The 21,566-nt window shown below is 49.2% G+C and carries 19 protein-coding genes; 9 read left to right on the top strand and 10 right to left on the bottom strand.

Annotated features, from left to right (window positions below; genetic code table 11):
* Positions 1-43: 43 nt before the first annotated feature.
* From arfB to DPO_RS08075, 6 genes are all read right to left on the bottom strand, one after another.
* Complete coding sequence (gene arfB / locus DPO_RS08105; protein ID WP_006965323.1) at positions 44-466, bottom strand: alternative ribosome rescue aminoacyl-tRNA hydrolase ArfB; 423 nt, start codon at positions 464-466, stop codon at positions 44-46.
* A gap of 45 nt (positions 467-511) precedes the next feature.
* A complete protein-coding gene (locus tag DPO_RS08100) occupies positions 512-1,276 on the bottom strand; it encodes an alpha/beta fold hydrolase (RefSeq protein WP_040011721.1) in 765 nt (254 codons plus the stop codon).
* Positions 1,277-1,748: 472 nt separating this feature from the next.
* The gene (locus tag DPO_RS08090; RefSeq protein ID WP_006965321.1) at positions 1,749-2,246 is read right to left on the bottom strand and encodes a hypothetical protein; all 498 of its coding nucleotides are present in this window, start codon (positions 2,244-2,246) and stop codon (positions 1,749-1,751) included.
* A gap of 16 nt (positions 2,247-2,262) precedes the next feature.
* Positions 2,263-5,742 (bottom strand): efflux RND transporter permease subunit, encoded by a 3,480-nt coding sequence (locus DPO_RS08085; protein WP_006965319.1) that lies wholly within the window; start codon positions 5,740-5,742, stop codon positions 2,263-2,265.
* Between the two features lie 18 nt (positions 5,743-5,760).
* Positions 5,761-7,275 (bottom strand): efflux RND transporter periplasmic adaptor subunit, encoded by a 1,515-nt coding sequence (locus DPO_RS08080; protein ID WP_006965317.1) that lies wholly within the window; start codon positions 7,273-7,275, stop codon positions 5,761-5,763.
* Positions 7,276-7,398: 123 nt separating this feature from the next.
* Positions 7,399-7,785, bottom strand: coding sequence for a TolC family protein (locus DPO_RS08075; protein WP_040011718.1), 387 nt, complete (start codon positions 7,783-7,785; stop codon positions 7,399-7,401).
* Between the two features lie 277 nt (positions 7,786-8,062).
* On the opposite strand from DPO_RS08075, the gene DPO_RS08065 reads away from it, so the two are divergent.
* Positions 8,063-9,540, top strand: a protein-coding gene (locus tag DPO_RS08065) for an ISNCY-like element ISDph1 family transposase (RefSeq protein ID WP_456072977.1) whose coding sequence is annotated in 2 segments (ribosomal slippage) — positions 8,063-8,506 and positions 8,509-9,540 — 1,476 coding nt in all. Because the reading frame shifts where the segments join, the coding sequence is not laid out codon by codon here.
* A 163-nt stretch (positions 9,541-9,703) separates the two neighbouring features.
* On the opposite strand, the gene DPO_RS08060 is transcribed toward DPO_RS08065, so the two are convergent.
* Genes DPO_RS08060 through DPO_RS26725 form a run of 4 tightly spaced genes read right to left on the bottom strand, consistent with a single transcriptional unit; the run spans position 9,704 to position 14,046 of the window.
* Positions 9,704-10,837, bottom strand: a complete 1,134-nt coding sequence (locus DPO_RS08060) for a TolC family protein (protein ID WP_006965312.1) — start codon at positions 10,835-10,837, stop codon at positions 9,704-9,706.
* Positions 10,834-12,180, bottom strand: a complete 1,347-nt coding sequence (locus tag DPO_RS08055) for a TolC family protein (protein WP_006965311.1) — start codon at positions 12,178-12,180, stop codon at positions 10,834-10,836. The genes DPO_RS08060 and DPO_RS08055 overlap by 4 nt, the downstream gene beginning before the upstream one ends.
* Positions 12,177-13,913: an adenylate/guanylate cyclase domain-containing protein gene (locus DPO_RS23855; protein ID WP_006965310.1), complete on the bottom strand. Its 1,737-nt coding sequence runs from the start codon at positions 13,911-13,913 to the stop codon at positions 12,177-12,179. The genes DPO_RS08055 and DPO_RS23855 overlap by 4 nt, the downstream gene beginning before the upstream one ends.
* Positions 13,914-13,938: 25 nt before the next feature.
* On the bottom strand, positions 13,939-14,046 hold the full coding sequence (locus DPO_RS26725) for an SHOCT domain-containing protein (protein ID WP_353740170.1): 108 nt from the start codon (positions 14,044-14,046) through the stop codon (positions 13,939-13,941).
* A 563-nt stretch (positions 14,047-14,609) separates the two neighbouring features.
* Between DPO_RS26725 and DPO_RS08040 the strand changes: the two genes are divergently transcribed.
* The 8 genes from DPO_RS08040 (at position 14,610) to DPO_RS08010 (ending at position 21,322) form a co-directional block, all read left to right on the top strand.
* Complete coding sequence (locus tag DPO_RS08040) at positions 14,610-14,924, top strand: hypothetical protein (RefSeq protein WP_152427610.1); 315 nt, start codon at positions 14,610-14,612, stop codon at positions 14,922-14,924.
* A 75-nt stretch (positions 14,925-14,999) separates the two neighbouring features.
* Positions 15,000-15,443 (top strand): hypothetical protein, encoded by a 444-nt coding sequence (locus DPO_RS23850; protein ID WP_006965307.1) that lies wholly within the window; start codon positions 15,000-15,002, stop codon positions 15,441-15,443.
* A gap of 79 nt (positions 15,444-15,522) precedes the next feature.
* The gene (locus DPO_RS08030) at positions 15,523-15,861 is read left to right on the top strand and encodes a hypothetical protein (protein ID WP_006965306.1); all 339 of its coding nucleotides are present in this window, start codon (positions 15,523-15,525) and stop codon (positions 15,859-15,861) included.
* Positions 15,858-17,327, top strand: a complete 1,470-nt coding sequence (istA, locus tag DPO_RS08025; protein WP_006965305.1) for an IS21 family transposase — start codon at positions 15,858-15,860, stop codon at positions 17,325-17,327. Before DPO_RS08030 ends, istA begins: the two co-directional genes overlap by 4 nt.
* A gap of 86 nt (positions 17,328-17,413) precedes the next feature.
* Positions 17,414-17,617, top strand: a complete 204-nt coding sequence (locus DPO_RS24525; RefSeq protein ID WP_083912015.1) for a hypothetical protein — start codon at positions 17,414-17,416, stop codon at positions 17,615-17,617.
* A complete protein-coding gene (istB, locus tag DPO_RS08020) occupies positions 17,598-18,323 on the top strand; it encodes an IS21-like element helper ATPase IstB (protein ID WP_152427609.1) in 726 nt (241 codons plus the stop codon). Before DPO_RS24525 ends, istB begins: the two co-directional genes overlap by 20 nt.
* 366 nt (positions 18,324-18,689) lie before the next feature.
* On the top strand, positions 18,690-19,934 hold the full coding sequence (locus tag DPO_RS08015) for a two-component system sensor histidine kinase NtrB (RefSeq protein ID WP_006965303.1): 1,245 nt from the start codon (positions 18,690-18,692) through the stop codon (positions 19,932-19,934).
* Positions 19,931-21,322: a sigma-54-dependent transcriptional regulator gene (locus DPO_RS08010; RefSeq protein WP_006965302.1), complete on the top strand. Its 1,392-nt coding sequence runs from the start codon at positions 19,931-19,933 to the stop codon at positions 21,320-21,322. Before DPO_RS08015 ends, DPO_RS08010 begins: the two co-directional genes overlap by 4 nt.
* The last annotated feature ends 244 nt before the right edge of the window (positions 21,323-21,566 follow it).

Here is a 21,566-nt window from a genome sequence, read left to right as displayed (position 1 = left end):
TGATTGATAATCAATCGTTCTTTCCCGGTTTCATCTGTTTCATTTAATCGTCAGAGGACACAGATTTCCGTAATTGTTTGATACGCCCCCGTTTTGTTTTACGATCCATCCTTTTTTTCCGGGCCGATTGTGACGCCCGGGTGGGCCGGCGCTTTTTCGGCTGGACCATGGCTTTTAAAATCAATTGACGCAGCCGTTTGACGGCATCGGTTCGGTTTTTCTCCTGGCTGCGGGACTGCTGGGCCTTGATAACGACCACACCGTCCTTGGAAATCCGTTGATCCGCAATTGCCAGCAAGCGGGATTTAATCTCTTCAGGCAGGCTGGACCCAGGGATATCGAACCGCAGATGAATGGCCGTGGCCACCTTGTTCACGTGCTGCCCCCCTGCCCCCTGGGCACGGATCGCCTCCAGCTGAATCTCGTGATCCGGGATCTGAACTTTATGGGTAATATGAACCGGCATCGGGTGTCCCTGTTTTCCTTTTTTTAATTTGCATCATTGCATCGATCAATTTTTTTTGCCGAAGAAACCGGCCAAAAGTTCCGTGACCAGATCCGGATGTTCCAGATGGACCAGATGCCCGGTCCGGGCAATGGTTTTGAGGTCTGCTGCCGGGAACAGGGATTGAATGTCATCCCAGTCACTGTCGGACACATAATCCGAGGCACCGCCCCGGACAAACAACGCCCGTCCCGGGTAGGGCCGGCCGGATATGGGGGCACGGATGTCGGATGTGGCATTTAAGATACCTGACAGGTTTGACCGCCAGAAAAACCCGCTGTCATGGCTGCGTTTCAGGTTCTGAAGCAGAAACCCGCGGAATGCCTTGTCCGGCATCTTTTCCGCCAGAATCCGATCCGCCTGGTCCCGGCGGGTGATCCGTGTCAGATCCAGATCCAGCAACATTTGAATATCGTCTTTCCATATCGGTTCATATGCTTTGGGCGCCATGTCCAGCACAGCCAGTCCCGTCACTTTTTCCGGAAAATTCATGGCCAGCTGCATGGCGCATTTGCCACCCATGGAATGGCCGACGACCCCGGCGGATTCCAGTTTCATTTCATCCATGAACCCGGCCAGATCGGCTGCCATTTCCGAATAGGTCATGCCGGGCGCATGAAACGACCGGCCGTGATTTCTCAGATCCACAGCCAGCACCTCAAACTGCCGGGCCAGACCTCTGGCCAGCATCCCCATGGTGGCACACGATCCCAAAAGCCCATGAATCAGAATCAAAGGCGGGCCTGAACCTGTTTTTCGATAATAAAGCATATTGATAACATGCGGTGTTCACAGGAATATGTCAATGTCAAAATGTCCGATCTGGCATGCAAAGCTGTGACAACCTGTTTGGCAGGAGGCCGCCCCCCGGCGGGGTGCCTTGCTGCCGGACAGGAATCCACGGGGTGTCTCCGACAGTCCGGCAGCAAGGCACCCCACCGGAGGGCTCTGCTGTACAAATCATCTCTGTCCTCCCGCTTCACCATTATGGGGTTCATCAATGTTCATCGCTGCCGTCAGCGACTAGTGCCGGGCGGTCTCTGTGGGTCGGAATCCCATTCTGACGCGTTTGATACAGGGAGTTGGGCATGCGGAGCGGTAAAAACGGCAAACTGTTTGAGGACATACCTGCCCGCAGTTTTTGCCGTTCAGCGCAGCTTGCCCTTACTCCCTGTCAAACACGGCAGAGGGTGAGATCCACAGGGACCGCCCGGCACGGGTCACTTGATACACCGGCACCCGGCTACTTCATCTCATGGCTGAACCGGTCCATGAGGGTAACGTCGTCAACCACCGCCTTGACCGCGATCTCATACACCCCTTTTGCCTTCATGTCAGCAGTAATGCCAAACCCTTTGCTCATGTACATGGCCATGATTTTCTGGGTTTCACCGGCATCGTTTTTAATCATAAACCCCACTTTGGCTTCTGTCACAGGTTCATGGTCTTTGTCCATGATATACACCATGATGTGATGGGGCTTGTCCATCTGTTTTTCTCCATGGGAAGCATGGTCCCCTGAGGATTGGTCAGCCGCCATGTCATCACCCTGGTTTCGAAGGTCCATCAGGTAATAGGACAGCATATACCCGTTTTGCATGGATTCATGGAACAGCTCTCCGATTTTGTCTGATGCATCCATATCATGGCCGTCATCCATTGCAGAAGCAGTGGTTGAAAAGAAAACCAGGGCAGCTGCCAGGGCAACAAGACACATAGTTGTTAATGATATTTTTTTCATGGGTAAACATCCTTTCTTATATATTGTTTTTATTAATTTCCCGGGTTTTCCACAGAATGTAGATGACCGGAATGATAATCAACGTCATGACGGCGGAAGACACAAGTCCCCCCACCATGGGTGCTGCAATGCGCTTCATGATCTGGGAGCCGGCCCCGCTGCCGTACATCACCGGCAACAGACCGATCAGGGTGGTGGCAACGGTCATTATTTTGGGCCGGACTCTGTCCACGGCCCCTTCAACAACTGCCCCGTACAGATCTGATGCCGTGCGCATGCGGTTTTCCTTTTTTTTGCGCTTATACACCTCATCCAGGTACACCAGCATCACAATGCCGGTTTCCGTGGCAAGTCCGGCCAGGGCGATAAACCCCACCCCCACGGCCACAGACATGTTGTATCCCAGAACATAGATCAGCCAGAACCCCCCGATCAGAGAAAAAGGCAGGCTGGCCATCACAATGACCACCTCGGTCAGGTTGCCGAAATGGATATACAGCAGGATGAATATCACCAGCAGGGTGGCCGGAATAATAAGCCGCAGGGTTTTTTTCGCCTTTTCCATATATTCATACTGGCCGGACCACACAAGGGAATACCCTGACGGCAGATCGATGTTTTCATCCACCAGCTGCCGGGCCTGCTTTACATAGGTGCCCAGATCCATTCCTTTGATATCCACAAACACCCAGGCACTTCTTTTGGAATTTTCACTCTTTATGCCGGCCGGACCTTTTTTTATGGCAATATCGGCCAGCTGGGTCAACGGCACCTGGGCACCGGACGGGGTGGGCACAAACACCCGGCGTATCATGTGGAGATTGTCCCGGAACTCCCGGTTGTACCGCAGATTGACCGGATACCGTTCCAGTCCCTCCACGGTATAGGTGACATTCATCCCGCCGATGGCGGTCTTGATAATGTCCTGGACATCCTGCACCGTTAGCCCGTACCGGGCAATTTCCCGGCGGTTGATGGTGAAATCCAGGTAGTTGCCGCCGGTGACCCGTTCGGAAAAAACGGACAAGGTCCCTTTTTTATCCCGAAGCAGGCTTTCGATCTGTTCTCCCAGATCGGCCAGGGTCGAAAGATCCGGTCCCATGACCTTTATTCCCACCGGGGTTTTGATGCCGGTGGACAGCATATCGATGCGGGTCTTGATGGGCATGGTCCAGGCATTGGTCACCCCCGGGAATTTCACCGCTGCATCCAGGTCATCGATCAGTTCCTGCATGGTGATATAGCGCGCTTCAGGCAGTATCCATTCAAACGGGGCGGCAAGCCAGCCCGGCCATCCGGCATAGAACCGGTCGATCTGTTTTTTGCGCCATTCATGCAGCACCTTGCCGTTCTTTTGCTCCGGCCAGATCCAGGTGAGCGGTTGTTTCAGCCACCCCGGCCAGCCGGAAAAAAACCGGGGGATTTCGATGATCTCATATTCCACCTGGGGCCGGAGCATGATCACGGTCTCGATCATGGACAACGGGGCAGGATCGGTTGATGTTTCCGCCCGGCCAATCTTTCCCAGGGTGGTTTTGACTTCCGGAAACCGCTGGATGATCTTGTCTGTCTGCTGGAGAAGCTCTTTGGCCTTGGTGATGGAAATACCGGGCAGCGTGGTGGGCATGTACAAAAGATCCCCTTCATTCAAAGGCGGCATGAATTCGCTGCCCACCCGGGTCATGGGGTACCAGGTAATTGCAATGGCGGCCACTGCAACCAGTATGGTTGTTTTGCGCCAGTGCAGCACCCATTTGATCGCAGGCAGATAGACCCAGATCAGAAACCGGTTCAAAGGATTGTTTTTTTCAGCAATGATTTTCTGGGGAAACAGGCAGATGCCGAAAAACACGGAAAGTCCCAGGGCCAGCACCAGGCTGATATCCGGCAGGGTCACACCTGCAAGGCCGGCACACACAACCGCCAGGGGCGGACCTGCCAGGGCCGGAACCCATATTTTTGCCTTTGCTTTTTTGGGCAGGGCCGGATCAATGGGGTGTTCTCTGACAAAAAAGATCATGAGCACCGGGATAATGGTGATGGCCAGAACAGAAGAGGCTGCCATGGCAGTTGTCTTGGTGTAGGCCAATGGTTTGAACAGCCGGCCGGACTGCTCCATGAGGGAGAATACCGGCAGAAAGGAAACCGTTATGATCAGCAGACTGAAAAACAGGGCCGGCCCCACTTCCTTTGAGGCATCTATAATGATCTGGGTATGGCTTTTTTTGCCCCGGTCCCGCTCTAAATGCTTGTGGGCGTTTTCCACCATCACGATGGAGGCATCCACCATCACGCCGATGGCAATGGCAATGCCCCCCAGGCTCATGATGTTGGCGTTGACGTTGAACGGATACATGATCATAAATGACATCAAGATGCCCACGGGCAGGGTAAATATGGCCACAAATGCTGATCTGAAATGCAACAGAAAAATGATGCATACCAACGCCACCACGATCATCTCCTCGGTGAGTTTGGTTTTAAGGGTATCCACGGCCCGCTGGATCAAAGCGGACCGGTCATACCCGGTGAGGATCTCCACCCCTTCGGGCAGGCCTTTTTCCAGGTCTGCAAGTTTTGCCTTGACCCGTTTGATCACCTCCAGGGCGTTTTCCCCGTAGCGCATGATCACGATGCCGCCCACGGTCTCCCCTTCCCCGTTCCATTCCAGAATGCCCCGCCGCAGCTCCGGACCGATCTGGATATTGGCAATATCCCCCAGCAGGATCGGGGTGCCTTTGTCATCAAAGGACACAACAATCTGCGCAATATCTTCCACAGAAGAGATATACCCCAGGCCCCGGACCATGAATTCGGTTTCCCCCATCTCGATGAGCCTGCCCCCCACATCTGCATTGGACTGCTGGATGGCGTTTTTGATTTTCCGGATGGAAATATCATAGGATGCCAGCTTGTTGGGATCCACCTCCACCTGGTACTGTTTGACAAACCCGCCGATACTGGCCACTTCCGATACACCGGGAACCGCGGTGAGCTCATAGCGCACAAACCAGTCCTGAAGCGACCTGAGTTCGGCAAGGTCTGTGTTTCCTGTGGTGTCCTGGAGGACATATTCATACACCCATCCCACGCCTGTGGCATCCGGCCCGAGACTGGGGGTCACCCCGGCAGGCAGGCGGCCGGACACAAAATTTAAGTACTCCATCACCCGGGACCTGGCCCAGTAGATATCGGTACCGTCCTCAAATATCAGGTAGACAAAGGAATACCCGAAAAAGGAATACCCCCTGACCACCTTGGCAAACGGCACACTGAGCATGGCGGTTGTCAAGGGATAGGTGACCTGGTCCTCCACCACCTGGGGGGCCTGGCCCGGATATTCCGTATAGATGATGACCTGCACGTCGGACAGATCAGGGATGGCATCCAGAGGCGTGTTGACCATGGCCAGAATACCCCCGGCAATGACAAAAAAAGTTGCCAGGACCACCATGAATTTGTTGTGTACAGACCATTCAATTATCTTGTCTATCATCGCAGCATCCTCTGTCTGTTATTCCATATCCTGGAAAAAATCATCTTTGGACTCTGTGTCATCTTCCATGTCTTCAAAAAAACTGTCCCCATCATTTTGGGATGGTTCCTTTTTTTCTTTGGCAGTGCCGGATTTGGATGCGATCATCTTCTGGATCGCCTCTTTGAGCCGGGATTCGGAATCCAGCAGGAACTGGCCGGACACCACGACATCCTCACCTTGTGCCAGTCCGGTCAGCACCTGGACCCTGCCCTCCTCCAGGTGGACACCCGTGGTGATCTTTCGGGGGGTGAACCGGCCATTGCCATGGGCCACAAAAACCAGCTGTTTTTCCCCGGAGTGGATCACCGCCTCGGAAGGGATAATCAAGCCGGCTGCATCCTTGCTGGTATTGATTTTTATATTTGCAAACATGTCCGGCTTCAGGTCATCTTCTGCATTGTCAAAGATGATCCTGATGACCACATCCCGGGTTTTGGGCTGCAGATAGGGAAAAATATAGGCAATTTTTCCCGTGTACACCTTGTCCGGGTCATAGGACAGGGTCATCTCAACGCTCTGGCCTTCATACACCAGGTTCTGCTCATATTCAAAGATATGGGCTTCCACCCACACCGTGGACAGATCCGCAATGGTGAACAGGCTTTCCCCGGCTTTGACATATGCCCCTTCAATTACGTTTTTATGGGTCACCACCCCTTTAAACCGGGACCTGATGGTCAGGGTTTTGCGGACCTGCCCGGTCTGTTCCAGAAAAGCGATGTCCTGGTCTGCAATGTCATAGTATGCCAGTCTTTTTTTGGCAGATTCCAGCAGATCCTTGTTCAAAGGGGTCTTGCGCGCCTGAAAATTTTTATAGGCTGACAGATATTCCTCCTGGGATGCCAGCAGGGACGGAGAATACATGGCAAAAAGGGGATCGCCCTTTTCAATAACAAACCCGGTATAATCGGCATAAAGGGTTTCAACCCACCCTGCGGTTTTGGGACTGACAATACCGGTTCTGGTTTCATCAAAGGTTACATGGCCATAGGTTTTGATGATATGGTTCAAAGGACCCTGTGCAACAGGTTTGATTTTAAGGCCCATGTTCTGTTCCACCACAGGATTTATTTTAATATCCACCCCGCCCTTTACCTCATCTTCATACACCGGCACAAGATCCATACCCATCTTGCTTTTGCCAGGTTCATCATAGATCTCTGTGGGATCCATGGGGGCTTTCCAGTATACGATTTTCCGGTCTGCCGCGTCTTTGGATGTCTCATCTTCGGAAACCTCATCTTCATACACCGGCACAAGGTCCATGCCCATCTTGCTTTTACCCGGTTCATCATAGATTTCAGTGGGGTCCATGGGGGCCTTCCAGTAGATGATCTTCCGCTCTTTTGAAGCCGCATCGCCATTTTGTTCAGACCGGGCTTTACTGCTCTCAGAGGATGTCGGTCCAATGGTGGTTGTTATAAAAAATACTGCTGTACCTGTTATCAGTGCCGTCAAAATAATAACCAGCAGGGTTGATTTGAAATTCATGATAAACAGTTTCTCCCTGTATTTTCCATTAAGCAAACTTTATACGCTTGCGTTGTCCAGCTATTGCTTGCGTTGTCCAGCCGGGCCGGTACCTTGCTCTGCCGGGCTTGCAGTGTTGTGCGCTTATAAGCTTGTGCCTACAACCGTTTCAAGGGCGGCAAAAGAGATCCCTAAGTCTTTTGTCTTTTGCGCAATGGCAAGTTTCGCCTTCAGCCAGTCTGTATAGGACCCGATGGCCTGGGAAAAGGGAATGGATCCGGTCTCATATTCCCTGGTGGACACATCCAGGGCAGACTTTGTCAAAGGCAGTATTCTGTTTTTGTACAGATCCAGTTCCCGCCGGTTTTTGTCTGTTTTAAACCAGGCATTGTACACCATGCGGTCTGTGGCATTCTCTCTGGCTGTCAGGGTGTGCTCAAGGCTTGCCAGTGTCTGCCTTGTCTGCTGTAACCAGGGGCTGTCCACCCCGTACCAGGGGTTGACCGGCTGGTTGTTTTTCATGGATGCCATGGTTTTTTCGCCAAATGGCTGCTGCGGGGCACCTGTGCCGGCGGTATTGACATGGTCGGCTTCAAAATAGTGTGTGACCGAAAACTCAAAACCCCACGTTTTTCATGGGTATAATGGCTAAAATTTGTTTGAAATCTTTACTTGAAATTGAATTACTTGTTGATTTTAACTGATTACTATGTTAATATAACCAATTAATAATTAAAGAGATTTTAAAAAATGAGAGTCATAGAAAGCAGTTCAAATTTCAACACCCCAACAAAACTTCGAGGTTGTTTTGCGTAAAATTTTTGAACCACAAATGACATTCGGGCAGACCCCTATCGACCAAATCAAACTTGACATGAGAGCCAGGGATGAAATTCCCAAGCTACTTTTGGGGCTCCAGCATATCTATTGCGATCAAGAACTTCGAGAAAAAGTTTTTGTCATCCTCAAAAATGTGATTCCGGAAGACACCGACTCCAAAAATGGACGTCCGGGAATGGACCTGTGGAAAATTCTTGTGATGGGCACCATACGGCTCAATTGCAATTGGGATTACGATAAACTCCGGGAGATGGTGAACACACAGACATTGAGGCAGATGCTGGGTCATGGCATGATGGACGATGACATAACCTATCCGCTCCAGCCCTTAAAAGATAATGTCAGGCTTCTGACACCTGACATTCTTGATAAAATCAACACCCTGGTTGTACAAGAAGGTCATAAACTTCTGATGAAAAAAAAACTTCGGACGAAGAGGTGTTGATGGGACGGTGTGATTCATTCGTTGTTGAAACCGATGTTCATTTTCCCACAGACATCAACCTGCTTTTTGATGCAGTCCGAAAAATGATTCAAATTGCCGCTATTATCAGCCAGGGCATTGGAACGAGTATGTGGCGGCAATCAGCATATAATATCAAAAAATTTAAACGGCTGTATCGGATAGTTCAGCGATTGAAACATTCCACATCCGCGGATGAAAAGAAAAAGGCCAAAAGAGCCCGGCAGATCATGGATGCACACAAAGCTTATATTGAACTTGCTGAAAAATACATTTCAAAAGCGGAATTGACCATTGAAATGACGGAGTCCTCCGATATTATGAATGAAGCCCGAGTGGAAGAGTTGCAAACATACATCAATTATGCGCTTTGGCAAATTGGCCTGATAAAACGCCGGGTTTTGCAGGATGAAAAGATCCCACATAAAGACAAGATTTTTTCAATTTTCGAACCCCATACAGAATGGATTTCAAAAGGCAAAGCCGGTGTTCCCCAAGAATTGGGACTGCGGGTATGCATCCTGGAAGACCAGTATGGGTTTATCCTGCACCACCGGGTGATGGAGCAAGAAACCGATGATAAAGTGGCCGTTGCAATGGTAACGTCGGCCCAAAACAAATTTTCTGGTCTCAAGGGATGCAGTTTTGATAAAGGGTTTTATACACCTGGTAACAAAAAGGACCTGAAGGATACATTGAGCATTTTGGTGCTCCCGAAAAAAGGCAGATGCAACAAGGCTGAATTTGAAGAAGAAACAGCAGACGATTTTATTCGTTTAAAAAGAAAACATTCAGCGGTGGAATCGGCCATAAACGGGTTGGAAAATCATGGTCTGGACAGATGCCCGGATCATGGCATTCAAGGATTTAAAAGATATGTAGGTCTGTCTGTTCTGGCAAGAAATCTCCAGATTATGGGTCATCATATACAACAAAAAAGGCTGAAGCAGCTGCAACGGTCTGAACAGCGAAAAGCCGCGTAAAAAAAGGCCGTCGCATCAAAAAGTAGCACGTCAAACACTACAGGTGTGTCCAAAAAATGGGAAAGTCGTTAAAAAACGACAAATATTGAAGCACTTTGCCAGGTTTGTGATAGCAGGAAAAACATTAATTGGAAATTATGTCAGGCATCGGCCTCGGAAAATCCTAAAATAGGGGTTTCCGGTCAGCCACAAAATAGGACAACCCTAAAGTAAACGATGACTGCTTCATGGATTCAGCCATCTCAAGCATGGATTGCAGTTTGCTGATCTGAAACCGGATGGCGGCCAGTTCCTGGCGGTGTTCCCTGGCAAGGGAGACCAATTTTTCAGGCGGGGAAATTGTTTCAGGCAGGGGCGCTGTTTTCACCGGACCCATCCTGGTATCTGCCGGAAGGTTCATCAGTTCAAACAGCCGGATTTTTACATTGTCTGCTTCATTTTCCAGCGAAACCCGCTCTTCTTTGAGTTCTTCTATTTTTATGGTGACCTTGATCACATCCTGGTAACTGGTTCTGCCGCTTTTATACAGGGATACAGCCACATCCAGAAGGCGGTCGAATGCGGCCATGGTCTCATGGATGATCCGGATGGACCGGGTGGTATACGCAAGCTCCCAATAAGCATTTTCAACATCCTGGCGCACCTGTTTGCCGGCAATTTTCATCTGCTCCATCAACATGTCCACCTGGCTTTGGATGACGCGGCCCTTGAGTGCAACAAGGCCGGGAAACGGATGTCCTGCCCTGATGGAATTTTTTGTTTTCAAAGGTCCGACCCGGTTGTTGAGTGCAGCGGTGAATGCCGCATACTGCTGCAGGCTGTCATCTAGGTGCGTGACCTGGTCAAAGGACTGGATCTCTGCCAGGACCTTTTTTCGGGCCGCCTTGATATCTGTATTTCTCAAGGCGGCAATGGCTTTTATCTCTTTGAGATCGATCTTCTGCGCAAGGAGCGCGGCAAAAGCTTTTGGGTCATCGCCTGCTTGAGATACCTGTGCAAAAATTTTTTCATCCACCCCCATTGCTGCGGCATCGCCATTGGGCCCATATATCTGTTTTTCATACCCCTGCTTGAGATGGTGTATCTGTGATCTGTCAGGAATCTGTGATCCGGCAGGAAAAGGAACAGCCGTATGGGAAGGTGTTTTCTGCACGGCGATATCAGGTGATTGTCTGATGGCAAAACTGTCTTGGGGGGTATAGTTTTCCAGTTCTTTTTTCATGGCGCCATAATCTGCAAAGCAGACAGAAGCAAAGAAAAGCACCGGTATTGTCAGGGTAAAAATCTTTATTTTCATGGCTTTTTTTCTCCTGTATTCTGCCCGGTTTTCGCATCCAGGACAGCACCGGCTGCCTGCTCAAGCAGCACCAGGGTCTTGGCATAATCTGTTTTGGCCCGTTCCAGAGACAATTGAAAATTGTAGGCAGTTGCCTGGATTTCCAGAAAATCGGCAAAACTGCCCTGGCCCTGTTTGAACCAGGTTTCTGCCGTCTGTACGGAAGAGACCGCCTGGGGAAGCAGGTCTTTTTCATACAGGGTTATCAGCCGTTCGGCATTTTCCAGCTTGAACCACAGGCGGCTGATCCCGGCCTTGACCCTGTTGGCGGCCTCGGTTTTCTGGGCCTGTGCTTTTTGTTTTTCTGCCAAAGCCTGTGCGGTCCGGCTTTTATTTTTTCCAGACCACAAGGGAATGTTCATGCCGAACTGCACCCCCACGGCATCGTCACCTGCATCGGGCGGCGGATTTGGCACATCCGGATCACCAATACCGGCATAAAACAGGCCCAGCTTGAATGAAGGCAGGGTTTCAAGCCGTGTCAGCTGTATGGCCTGTTCTGATTTGTGCACCTTTTCCTCAGCCATGAGGATATCTTCCTGGTGCAGCATGGCAAGTTCATACACCTCATCCAGAGAATACACCACTTTTTGTGGCAGGGTGCCTGCCGCATGTCCCAGCAATGCCGTGGGGGGACGGTTCAACAGGGTGTTGAGGGTTGTTTTTTGTGTTTTTTCCAGCTCCTTTAACAGCAGGATATCATATTGTATCTGGGCGGTCTGGGAACGGGCTTTGGATACATCGTAAAACAGGGCTTTGTCATCTGCATAGGCGTTTTCGCTGATCTGCAGCATCTGGTGATTCAAGTCCAGGTTGGCCTGTGCCACTGCCATGGCTTTCTGGATATACACCAGTTCGTAAAATGCCAAAGACACCTCAGTGACAATGGTTTTAACGGCCTTGTCCACCTTGAGTCTGGAGATTGCAACATCTGCCTCCAGCACCCGGGCCTTTTGGGACAGGGTGCCTGGAAAGGGAATCACCTGGGAAAGGGTCAGGCTCCAGTCCTGGGGGCCAAGCCGTGTTTCAATGGGCCGGGGAAAATAGGTGGCGGCCAGCTGGGGATCCGGGTAGCTTTTGCCGACCCTGTAATTTTCAATAAACGCCTGCCAGGATTTTTTGGACGCAGTGATGGCCGGACTGGACAAATAGGCATAGGTAAGCAGATCTGACAATCTTATGGTCGTTGACAGGCTGGAGTCCAGTTTTGTCAGATCTTCTTGTTCTCCTGCCCGGGCGTTGTTCTGACACAACACCAGGATACCAAAACACAGAAAAACCGATCGGATTAAAAAAAGTTTCATGGTTTTTTCCCTAACGCATAAATAGTGTCTATTGCACGAAGTGTTGTTAATCCTTCCACACCTTTCAACTTTGCAGTAAATTTTTTAGTGATGTCGACCTGGTCCCTGACATACGCATAAACCGATTCAGAGATAAGGATCTCTTTTTTTTGTGCCTTGGCCTGAATCCGGCTGGTAATATTCACGGCAGAACCCACAACCCCGTATTTGCTCCGGGTCTCTGACCCGATATTTCCGACCACCACCTGTCCTGCGTTGATGCCGATGCCCATGTCCAGCCCGGGCATCTGCTGGAGGCGCATTTTTTCATTGAATGCCGCCATTTCAGACTGCATCCGGGATGCGCATTGAACGGCGCAAAAAACCTTGTCTTCTATCGTCCCTGTGACAGGATCAAAAAACACCAGGATGGAGTCGCCGAAAAAATCGACGATAATACCGTCGTGGTCCTGGATGATTTTTATCATGTGGGAAAAATACTGATTCAGAATCCGAATGATTATTTCAGGACTCAATGTTTCTGAAAGCGGTGTGAATCCCCTGATATCCGACATCATTAAAACGACTTCCCGCCGCTGCCCGCCCAAATTGCCGGCATCCGGATGCTGCAGCAGAAGTTTGGCAAATTCCGGATCCACATACCGGCCAAAGGAATCCCTGATAAAATCGCGTTCTTTCAATCCTGTGACCATGTCATTATATATTTCCACCAGCTGTCCGATCTCATCTTTGCTGTTTGCCTTGACAGGTTCTCCATATTCCCCTCTGGCAATTTTCCGGGCATTTTTTGACAGGGTTTTTATCTGATGAACAATTTTACCCACATGCTGCCTGATGAGCAGCAGGATAAGAAAAATCAACACGCCGCTGCCGAAAACAAACGCATTTCTGTAATTGGTAATGGGTTTTAAAATGTTTTTCCCTTTTGCAAAAAGGATAATGGTCCAGGGGACCTGTTCCAGCTTATAAAACCCGGCCACCATTGCCGGGGGATAACCGGGGGACTGCACAGTACCGGACACAGCGGTTTTCATTTCCTGTAAAATCGCCTGTTCCAGGGGATCATTTTCTCCGCCCAGGTAATGCCGGCCTTTCATGGTCATATTGGTATGGGCCATGTATTTGCCGGCTTTATCCACAATGCAGGCCATGTCGCTCTGCCACCACCCCAGTTGAATAATATCCTTGAGCAGATAGTTGAAACTCATCTTGATTTCTATACGACCATTGCCGCTGCCTGCTGAATCAACCAATGTTACTGACATAATGACGGCGTTATGCCCGGCATCTGTATCGTATACCGGCTGGGACACGTCCAGAATGCGGGTGTGGCGAAATTGTGTCATGCCCCCGAACGCCATCATTGCACCATGATTGTGAGCTGCAGGCGCTTGCAAGCCGGTGTCTTTTCTGACACCGACCGCCAGAACACCTTCGATGGTTTCCAGGTATGCAGCAACCTCATCAAGGGAGAGGGGGATCTGTTTTTCACGGGAAACCTGGAACAATGTTTCAATTAATTCAACCGGCTTTAAAAGCCGCATCTCAATGTAATGAGCGGCCCGCTGAAGTTTCAACACCGCGGATTCATTCCATTGATTTATCAGGGCGGTGCGGGTATATAAAAAACTTAAGGCCCCTCCGGAAAATATAATTAAAAACACCGGTAACAGCAACAGAATAATGAGTTTGCCCTGCAGTGTTCTGTGTTTTTTTATTTTTTTGATTTCCATAACAACCCGCCGTCACCTGAATGTATCATTTGGATGTACCATTCTTGCAGAGAATGTCCCGCATTTTCCGGTATTCCTGCTCCGTGATCTCCCCTCTGGCAAACCGTGTTTTCAAAATTTTCAGAGAATCCATTGTATCTGAGTATTGTGTGCGGTTTTTACCGGATTTATATAATTGGATGAAGACAAGACCAATCAGGGCAAGTATTAATACGGTAATACCAAATCCGATGATTCCGCCGCCGAAAACCCAGTGTCCCATGCCTGAACCAATATAATTGCAGCCCCACATATTCATCTCCTGATCTGTTATTTTTCTCGGTCGAAAAATATAAACAGCAATGATCGTGCCAGATTATTTTACCACGAAGCACACGAAGAACACGAAGAAACCCTTCCTTCTTACCCTTCGTGCTCTTCGTGGTTTTAAAAAATCAAATCAATGCAGGGCCATCCAATATCAGTCATAATTGACTGAATTTATACTATAATTCTTTAAAAATTGAATTCACCCTGGAGTCAACACAGCAGGGTTGCAAAATCAGGTGAGATGATTAATAATTGGACACAACTTCAAATGGCTTTGGTAAATTTTTAATCATCTTTGGGAAAACGTAACCAATGAATTTTAATAAAACAAACCGATTCGTGGTTTCTGCCTCCCCATGGATCACCATCTGCATCAGTTTTGTGCTCATGGTGATTATCATTTTTCAGACCATAATGATGTACAATCGCGAGAAAGAGCATGTGGGCAACCATTTAAAAGAAAAAGGTGCTGTATTCATAAAATCTTTTGAAACCGACGTCAAAGCGGGGATGCTGAGCAATCAGGCCGCCTTGCAGAGGTTAGTGGAAAAAACGGCTTCCCACCCTGATATCACATATCTTTTTTTGGTGGACGTCTCAGGAAAGATACTGGCCTGGGACCAGCGATTTAATTCCCAGCCATTTTCAGGGATTTTTTCCCATCCAATTTCAAGGGTTGTGATCCAGCCACTGATTTTTTAATTCCGTTAACTGATTTTATAATCAAATATAATTCCCTCCATTTAATTCGCCTTGTAACGGTTTTTGGGAGGGACCATGGAACCTATCCCCTGCCTGGGGTGCAGTACTTTTTTTATTCCGAGAAACAAGCTTCAGACCCACTGCTCCACACCAGCCTGCCAGCGTGCCAGAAAGGCATCATGGCAAAGGCAAAAACTGGCAACCGACCCCGAATATGCACAAAGCCAGAAACTGTCCAACAATAAATGGCTGGCGAACACTCCGAATTACTGGAAAGACTATCGTTCCCGAAATCCGGAAAAAGCTGCCAGAAACCGTATTTTCCAGCGAATCAGGAACAGGGCAAAAGCTCGAACTGACAAGGGTCTGGATACGTCGCGTCATGTCGGTATTGCAAAGATGGACGCGAGAAAATCCTTGATAAACGGGCTTTCTGGTGAGTTCTGGCTGGTTCCGATGATTGCAAAGATGGACGCGGTAAAAATTTTTATCGCAGCCATACCGGGCGATCCCGGATAATTGCAAAGATGGACTCGGGGACAGGAGATATTTTTTTATGCTACACCCGGATCAAAAACCTTTTTTGAAGGAGGGTGTCATGATACGGAAAAAAATATTGTCTCCAGGTCGGATCCGCAGCATAGATAAAAGTTTTTGTTTTATTCCCCACCGGTTTCTGACAGGTGGCTTTTTACAATCATTGACCCGTCATGAACTGGCGCTTTATGTATTTCTGGTCCTGGCTTCGGACAAGCACGGGTTATCGTTTTACAGTGACCGGAGCATCTGTTCCATTCTGGGTCTGGTGGAAGAGGATTATCTTTTTGCCAGAAGTTGCCTGATCCATAAGGATCTGATCACATATGACGGCACGTTGTTCCAGGTCCTTTCCCTGCCGGCAAATGTTCACAAAACGTCAGGGAGGGCAGCCAGATGATAGACAAGCGGACCGTTTTTGAAATTCACCGGTTGAACAACATGCAGTTTTCCATCCGGCAGATTGCCAGGCAGCTTGGACTGGACAGGGGAAGCGTCAAAAAATATCTTGAACAACCGGATATCACCTGTCAAAAAAAACCGGGCCGGGTGTCAAAGCTGGATCCATACAGGGATCTGATCCGGGAGATGGTAAATGACTATCCACAGATAAAGGCACCCGTGGTCTTGCAGCATATCCGGGTCAAAGGGTTTACCGGCGAAATCACCATCGTCAGAGATTATCTCAAACAGATAAGGCACGACAAAAAACAGGCCTTTATCCGTTTTGAGTCCCGGCCCGGTGAACAGTTCCAGATTGACTGGGGTCATTTTGGCAGCCTTACATATGGCAAAAGTTCAAGAAAGCTGTATGCCCTGGCAGTGATCGAGTCTCACAGTCGAATGCTTTTTGTGGTGTTCACCCACAGCCAGAACCAGGCAACCCTTCATCGGTGCCTGGTTGCTGCGTTTTTGTATTTTGGGGGCACGCCAGGGGAACTGGTCGTGGACAATATGGTCACAGCCGTGATCGAGCGTGTGGGCAGCATGATCCGCTTCAACGAAGCCTTTCTGGACTTTTTGCGGCACTTTGGCATTACACCCAAGGCCTGCAATGTCAGAGCGCCCCATGAAAAAGGGAAGGTGGAAAACAGTATCCGGTATCTTCGCAACAACTTCTGGCCGTTAAGAAAATTTACAGATTTGGATGATGTGAACCACCAGGTCCTGGCATGGCTGGATACCACCGCCAACCAAAGGGTGCATCAGACCACCGGGGAAAAACCGGTGGACCGATTTGTCAAAGATGCCCTGAACCCATTGCCGGACCCGCTGCCCGATTATCGTGAAACAGAAACTCTCAGAGTATACAAAGACTTCGGCGTCCGTTTTGATACCAATGTTTATACGGTCCCGCCCCGGCTGGTGGGGAAATCGGTCATCCTGAAAGCAGACAGCCGGACCATATCCATCTACTACAAGGAAAAACAGGTGGCGGCCCATACACGCAAATGGGAAAAAAATCTGCGTATCGATTTGCCGGCACACAAGGAACAGGTCCGGAAACTCAGAAAACGCATACTGATGGACAGGCAGATGATGGTCTTCATGTCCCTGGGCCAGGAAGCCGTGGACTACCTGGAAAAACTCACCGATGCCTCACAACCGTTGAAAAAAACGGTGTCTCATCTGCTGCAACTGCAGGACAAATACGGGGCATCATCGTTGATATATGCGCTCAGAAAAGCGCTGGCCCATAAGCTGTATGGATCTGAATATGTTGAAAACATCCTTCACCAGGAAATGGCACGCGCCGTCCGCCATCGTCCAGTGGAATTGAAGAACGAAGATCTGAACCAGATCCGGCTGCCACAGCCCAATCTGGCTGAATACGATGCGCTGGCCCTTTCACGGAGGAAAAAATAGCCTGTTTTTTTGTAAAGCGTAGGACGATTATCTATAACCCTTGAACCGCAAGGATATCGGAACTTTCTGTTTTAAAAGGTGGAGACATGCGCGGCGGATATAGAGGAAAACCAAAACCCAGATTGCCATCACATCTTTTGCGCGTTCATGTGAATGCCCGAATCCAGAAATGGATGCTCGATGAACTCAAACGCAGAGGTGAAGTCGGGATAATTTTGGAAGAGATATTGATTAAAGCAGGTTTTAAGTATCAACCCGAAAAAGGAAAACATGATGGAAACCGTCATTGATAAGTTCAAATCACTTCGACTGAAAAACTGTGCACTGAACCTGCCCGCTGTTCTGGAGCAAAGTGCCCAGAAAAATCTGACTCCCCTCCAGGTCATTGACCGCCTGCTGGAGATTGAGATCGAAAACAGGAAAAAAGCCAGGATTGATCTGCGGTTCAAACAATCAAAACTGGAAGAAAAACCCACCATCGATCAATTTGATTTTGTCCATCATGAATCGCGCCAAAAGCAGAAAATCCGGATATTGAACCTGCTGGATCTTGGATTTATCCAGGAAAAAAAAGACATTATACTGATCGGAAACCCCGGGACTGGGAAGACTTTTTTATCCAAGTGCTTTGCGTATGCTGCCACTCAGAATGGAATAAAAACCCTTTTTACAACCGCCATGGACATGATCAATCAGCTGGTGGCAGCTGAAAATGATCACACCATGCTCAAAAAGCTTCAATTTTATCAATCACAGGAACTTTTAGTCTGTGACGAAATCGGTTACCTTCCGCTGGGCAGACAGGGATCAAACCTGTTTTTCCAGGTCATCAGCGGCCGGCATGGGAAAAGGTCCACCATCATAACGACCAACCTGCCGTTTGCCCGCTGGGGAGACATCTTTGACGGAACCACTGTTGCCACAGCGATTGCCGACCGCCTCGTCTACAACTCTGAGATCCTTATAATGGAAGGGGACAGTTATCGAAAAAGGTAATCATCGGCACAAACTGAAAATATAGGCAGGCTTTTACTCAGGCCTGAACACACGCTCTTTTGAATCTGGTTTGAGCCGGACACGGACAGGTGTGTCTATCGTAGGGGGTGGCTGGTTTTTGAACGGTGATTTCGGCTGATTTTTATCCCGCTGTTTCCACTGGCCCATAACGATCGGAAAATGATCGGCACACAGATCAGTGACACGGCACTTAATAACCCTGTGACAGAACCTGACGGTCCGCAGTGGCGGATTGTTGATAAACAAAACGATACAAGGTATTTCGAAGTATACAAAACACTTTTTTCCACATCTTTGCAAGTTGCAGAAAAACAAAGACCGCCGGATAAAATACAGGCGTTGCCCATGCCCTCGGCCCTTGATGCTGAAAACAGGCCCGTGATGTTCATTGGCATGGATGTTCGCCCGTTTGAACAGGCTGTTACCGAGGACCTGCAACACAACATTGTGATGATCACCATTGTTTTTCTCGTGGGACTGGCCGGGATTATTTCTTTGTTCTGGTCCCGCAAGGTCATCCGTTCCCACCGGCTGCTGCAGGACACAAGGGCTTTTGCCGCTGAAACCATTGCCAGCCTTCCCATGGGAATCATCATTGTGGATAAGCGCCGGCACATCCGGTATATGAATGATACGGCCTGTTCTCTTCTTGGAATCAATATTTCTGCGGTAACTGACAAGACAGCCGATGAAGTTCTTCCCGAAGAGATCTGGCATCTGCATAAGATTGCCGATGCCCACGGAAAAGGCCTGGAAAAAGAGATCGTTGTCAACTCTGAAAACTCAGGCCCAACCCCCATTTCCATGATGGTTACAAATATATTCGACCAGGCCGGTGAGTTCTTAGGATTTCTCTTTATTTTAAAAGATTTGAGCCAGATCCGGGCCCTGGAGCTGAAAATCAGAAGAAAAGAAAGGCTTGCCGCGCTGGGAACTCTGGCTTCAGGCATTGCACACGAAGTCAGGAACCCCTTAAGTTCCATCAAGGGATATGCCGGTTTTTTCGGCAGCCTGTTCGAAGCGGGCAGTGACAATCGGAAAGCCGCGCAGTTAATGGTTGAAGAAATTGACCGGGTGGACCGGGTCATATCGGAACTACTCGAATTCGCCCGGCCGGCTGATTTGCAGTTACGTCCCACACCGCCGGAGCTGTTGATCAAAAATTCACTGCGCATTATCCGGCATGAGGCCCAAAGCGCCGGCATCCGGGTGAAGGAAAAAATCGACGTCCGGCTTCCTGAACTCCATCTCGATCCGGACCGGTTCAGCCAGGTTTTGCTCAATCTTTATATTAATGCCATCCAGTCCATGAAACATGGCGGAGACCTGACAGTTGATGTCAGTATGAAAAGAGATGCCGTTCTTTTTGCCGTCTCAGATACTGGGGAAGGGATTTCACCCGAAGACCAGCCCGCGGTATTCAATCCCTATTATACCACCAAAAAAAAGGGAACCGGTCTGGGACTGGCCATTGTCCACAAAATCGTCGAAGGCCATAACGGCGCGATCTGGCTTGAGAGTGCACCGGGAAAGGGAACCACGTTTTTTGTTTCGATACCGCTTAAAAAACAACAGAGGAAAGTACCATGAAAGGCAACATCCTGATCGTCGATGATGACACGGCACACCTGTCCATGCTTCAAACCGTTTTAAAAAGCCTGGGGCATACGATTGACAGCGCTGTTGATGGAGAAGATGCCATCAGCGGAGTGAAGCAGACCCCCTATGATCTGGTGCTCATGGATGTCCGAATGGCAAATATCGGAGGAATGGAAGCCCTCGAAAAAATCAAGACGTTCAATCCGGCCATTCCCATCATCATCATGACCGCCTATTCCTCGGTGGACAAGGCTGTGGAAGCCATGAAGCTGGGTGCCTATGACTATCTGACAAAACCCTTGAATTTTGATGACCTGAAAATCACCATTGACCGGGCCATGAGCCATCTGCAGCTGACCCGTGAAAACGCGGACCTGAAAAAAAAGCTATCATCTGACACCGGATTTTCCCGCATCATCGGATCCAGCTCTGCCATGAAGCACGTAATGGAAACAGCCAAAATTGCCGCCCCCACCGATGCCACCATTCTGATTTCAGGGGAAAGCGGAACCGGAAAAGAACTGTTTGCCAAAGCCATCCATGATCACAGCACCCGAAACAAAAACCAGCTGATCTCCGTGAACTGTGCCGCGTTGAATGAAACCCTGCTGGAGTCGGAATTGTTCGGCCATGAAAAAGGCGCGTTTACCGGCGCGGACAAAAAACGGGACGGTCTGTTTCTCCATGCAGACAAAGGCACCATTTTTTTAGATGAAATAGGGGAAATCCCTTTGTCCATGCAGGTAAAACTGCTGAGAGCCATCCAGGAAAGAGAGATTCAACGGGTCGGTAGTGACAGACCGATCCGCATTGATGTCAGGATCATTGTGGCCACCAACAAACACCTGGAACAGGAAATGAAGGACGGCCGGTTCCGAGAAGATCTGTTTTACCGCCTGAACGTCATCAATATCAGGATTCCCTCCTTAAAGGAGAGAACCGATGATATTCCTATGCTGGCGCAGCATTTTTTAACCCGGTACTCGCAAAAAAACAGAAAACCGTTCAAAGGATTTACGCCCGTGGCCATGGATGCCATGATAAAACATCCATGGCCCGGCAATGTCAGAGAACTTGAAAACACCGTTGAAAGGGCGGTTATCCTGTCCATGGGACAATATATCTCGGAAAAAGACCTGCCGGGGACTGTGATGGAAAACTACAGACCGAATCACGATCCTGCAAATTCCCTGCCTGAGCTCGGCGGCAGATCCCTGGATGACATTGAAACCATGGCCTTGACAGAGACCCTGAAGCAGACCGGGGGGAATAAGACCGAGGCGGCAAAGTTACTGCACATCACCCGAACAACGTTGAACAACAAAATTAAAAAATACCATCTTGATCTTGACCATATTTTATCCCCCCGTCCTGACTGAGCCCCATGTCATTCATATAGTGATGATGCCCCCCCCTGTTCCAGGGTCCGGCACACGATGTTACCAAAACAGCCAGAATGACCAGAACCAGTAAAATGATAACCGGCCTGACACTTTTTTTTACGATATTGTTTTTTGTAGGTTGTGACATGTTATTTTCCTTCTTTTCGGAGAGATCCCCGCATTATTAAAATCTGTTTTTTTAGATAAAACCTTTAACAGCGGCCCGCTTATAGCAGGCCGC

The sequence above is a fragment of the Desulfotignum phosphitoxidans DSM 13687 genome (assembly GCF_000350545.1).
Taxonomy (GTDB): domain Bacteria; phylum Desulfobacterota; class Desulfobacteria; order Desulfobacterales; family Desulfobacteraceae; genus Desulfotignum; species Desulfotignum phosphitoxidans.
This window is presented reverse-complemented; position numbering and strand designations above follow the sequence as displayed.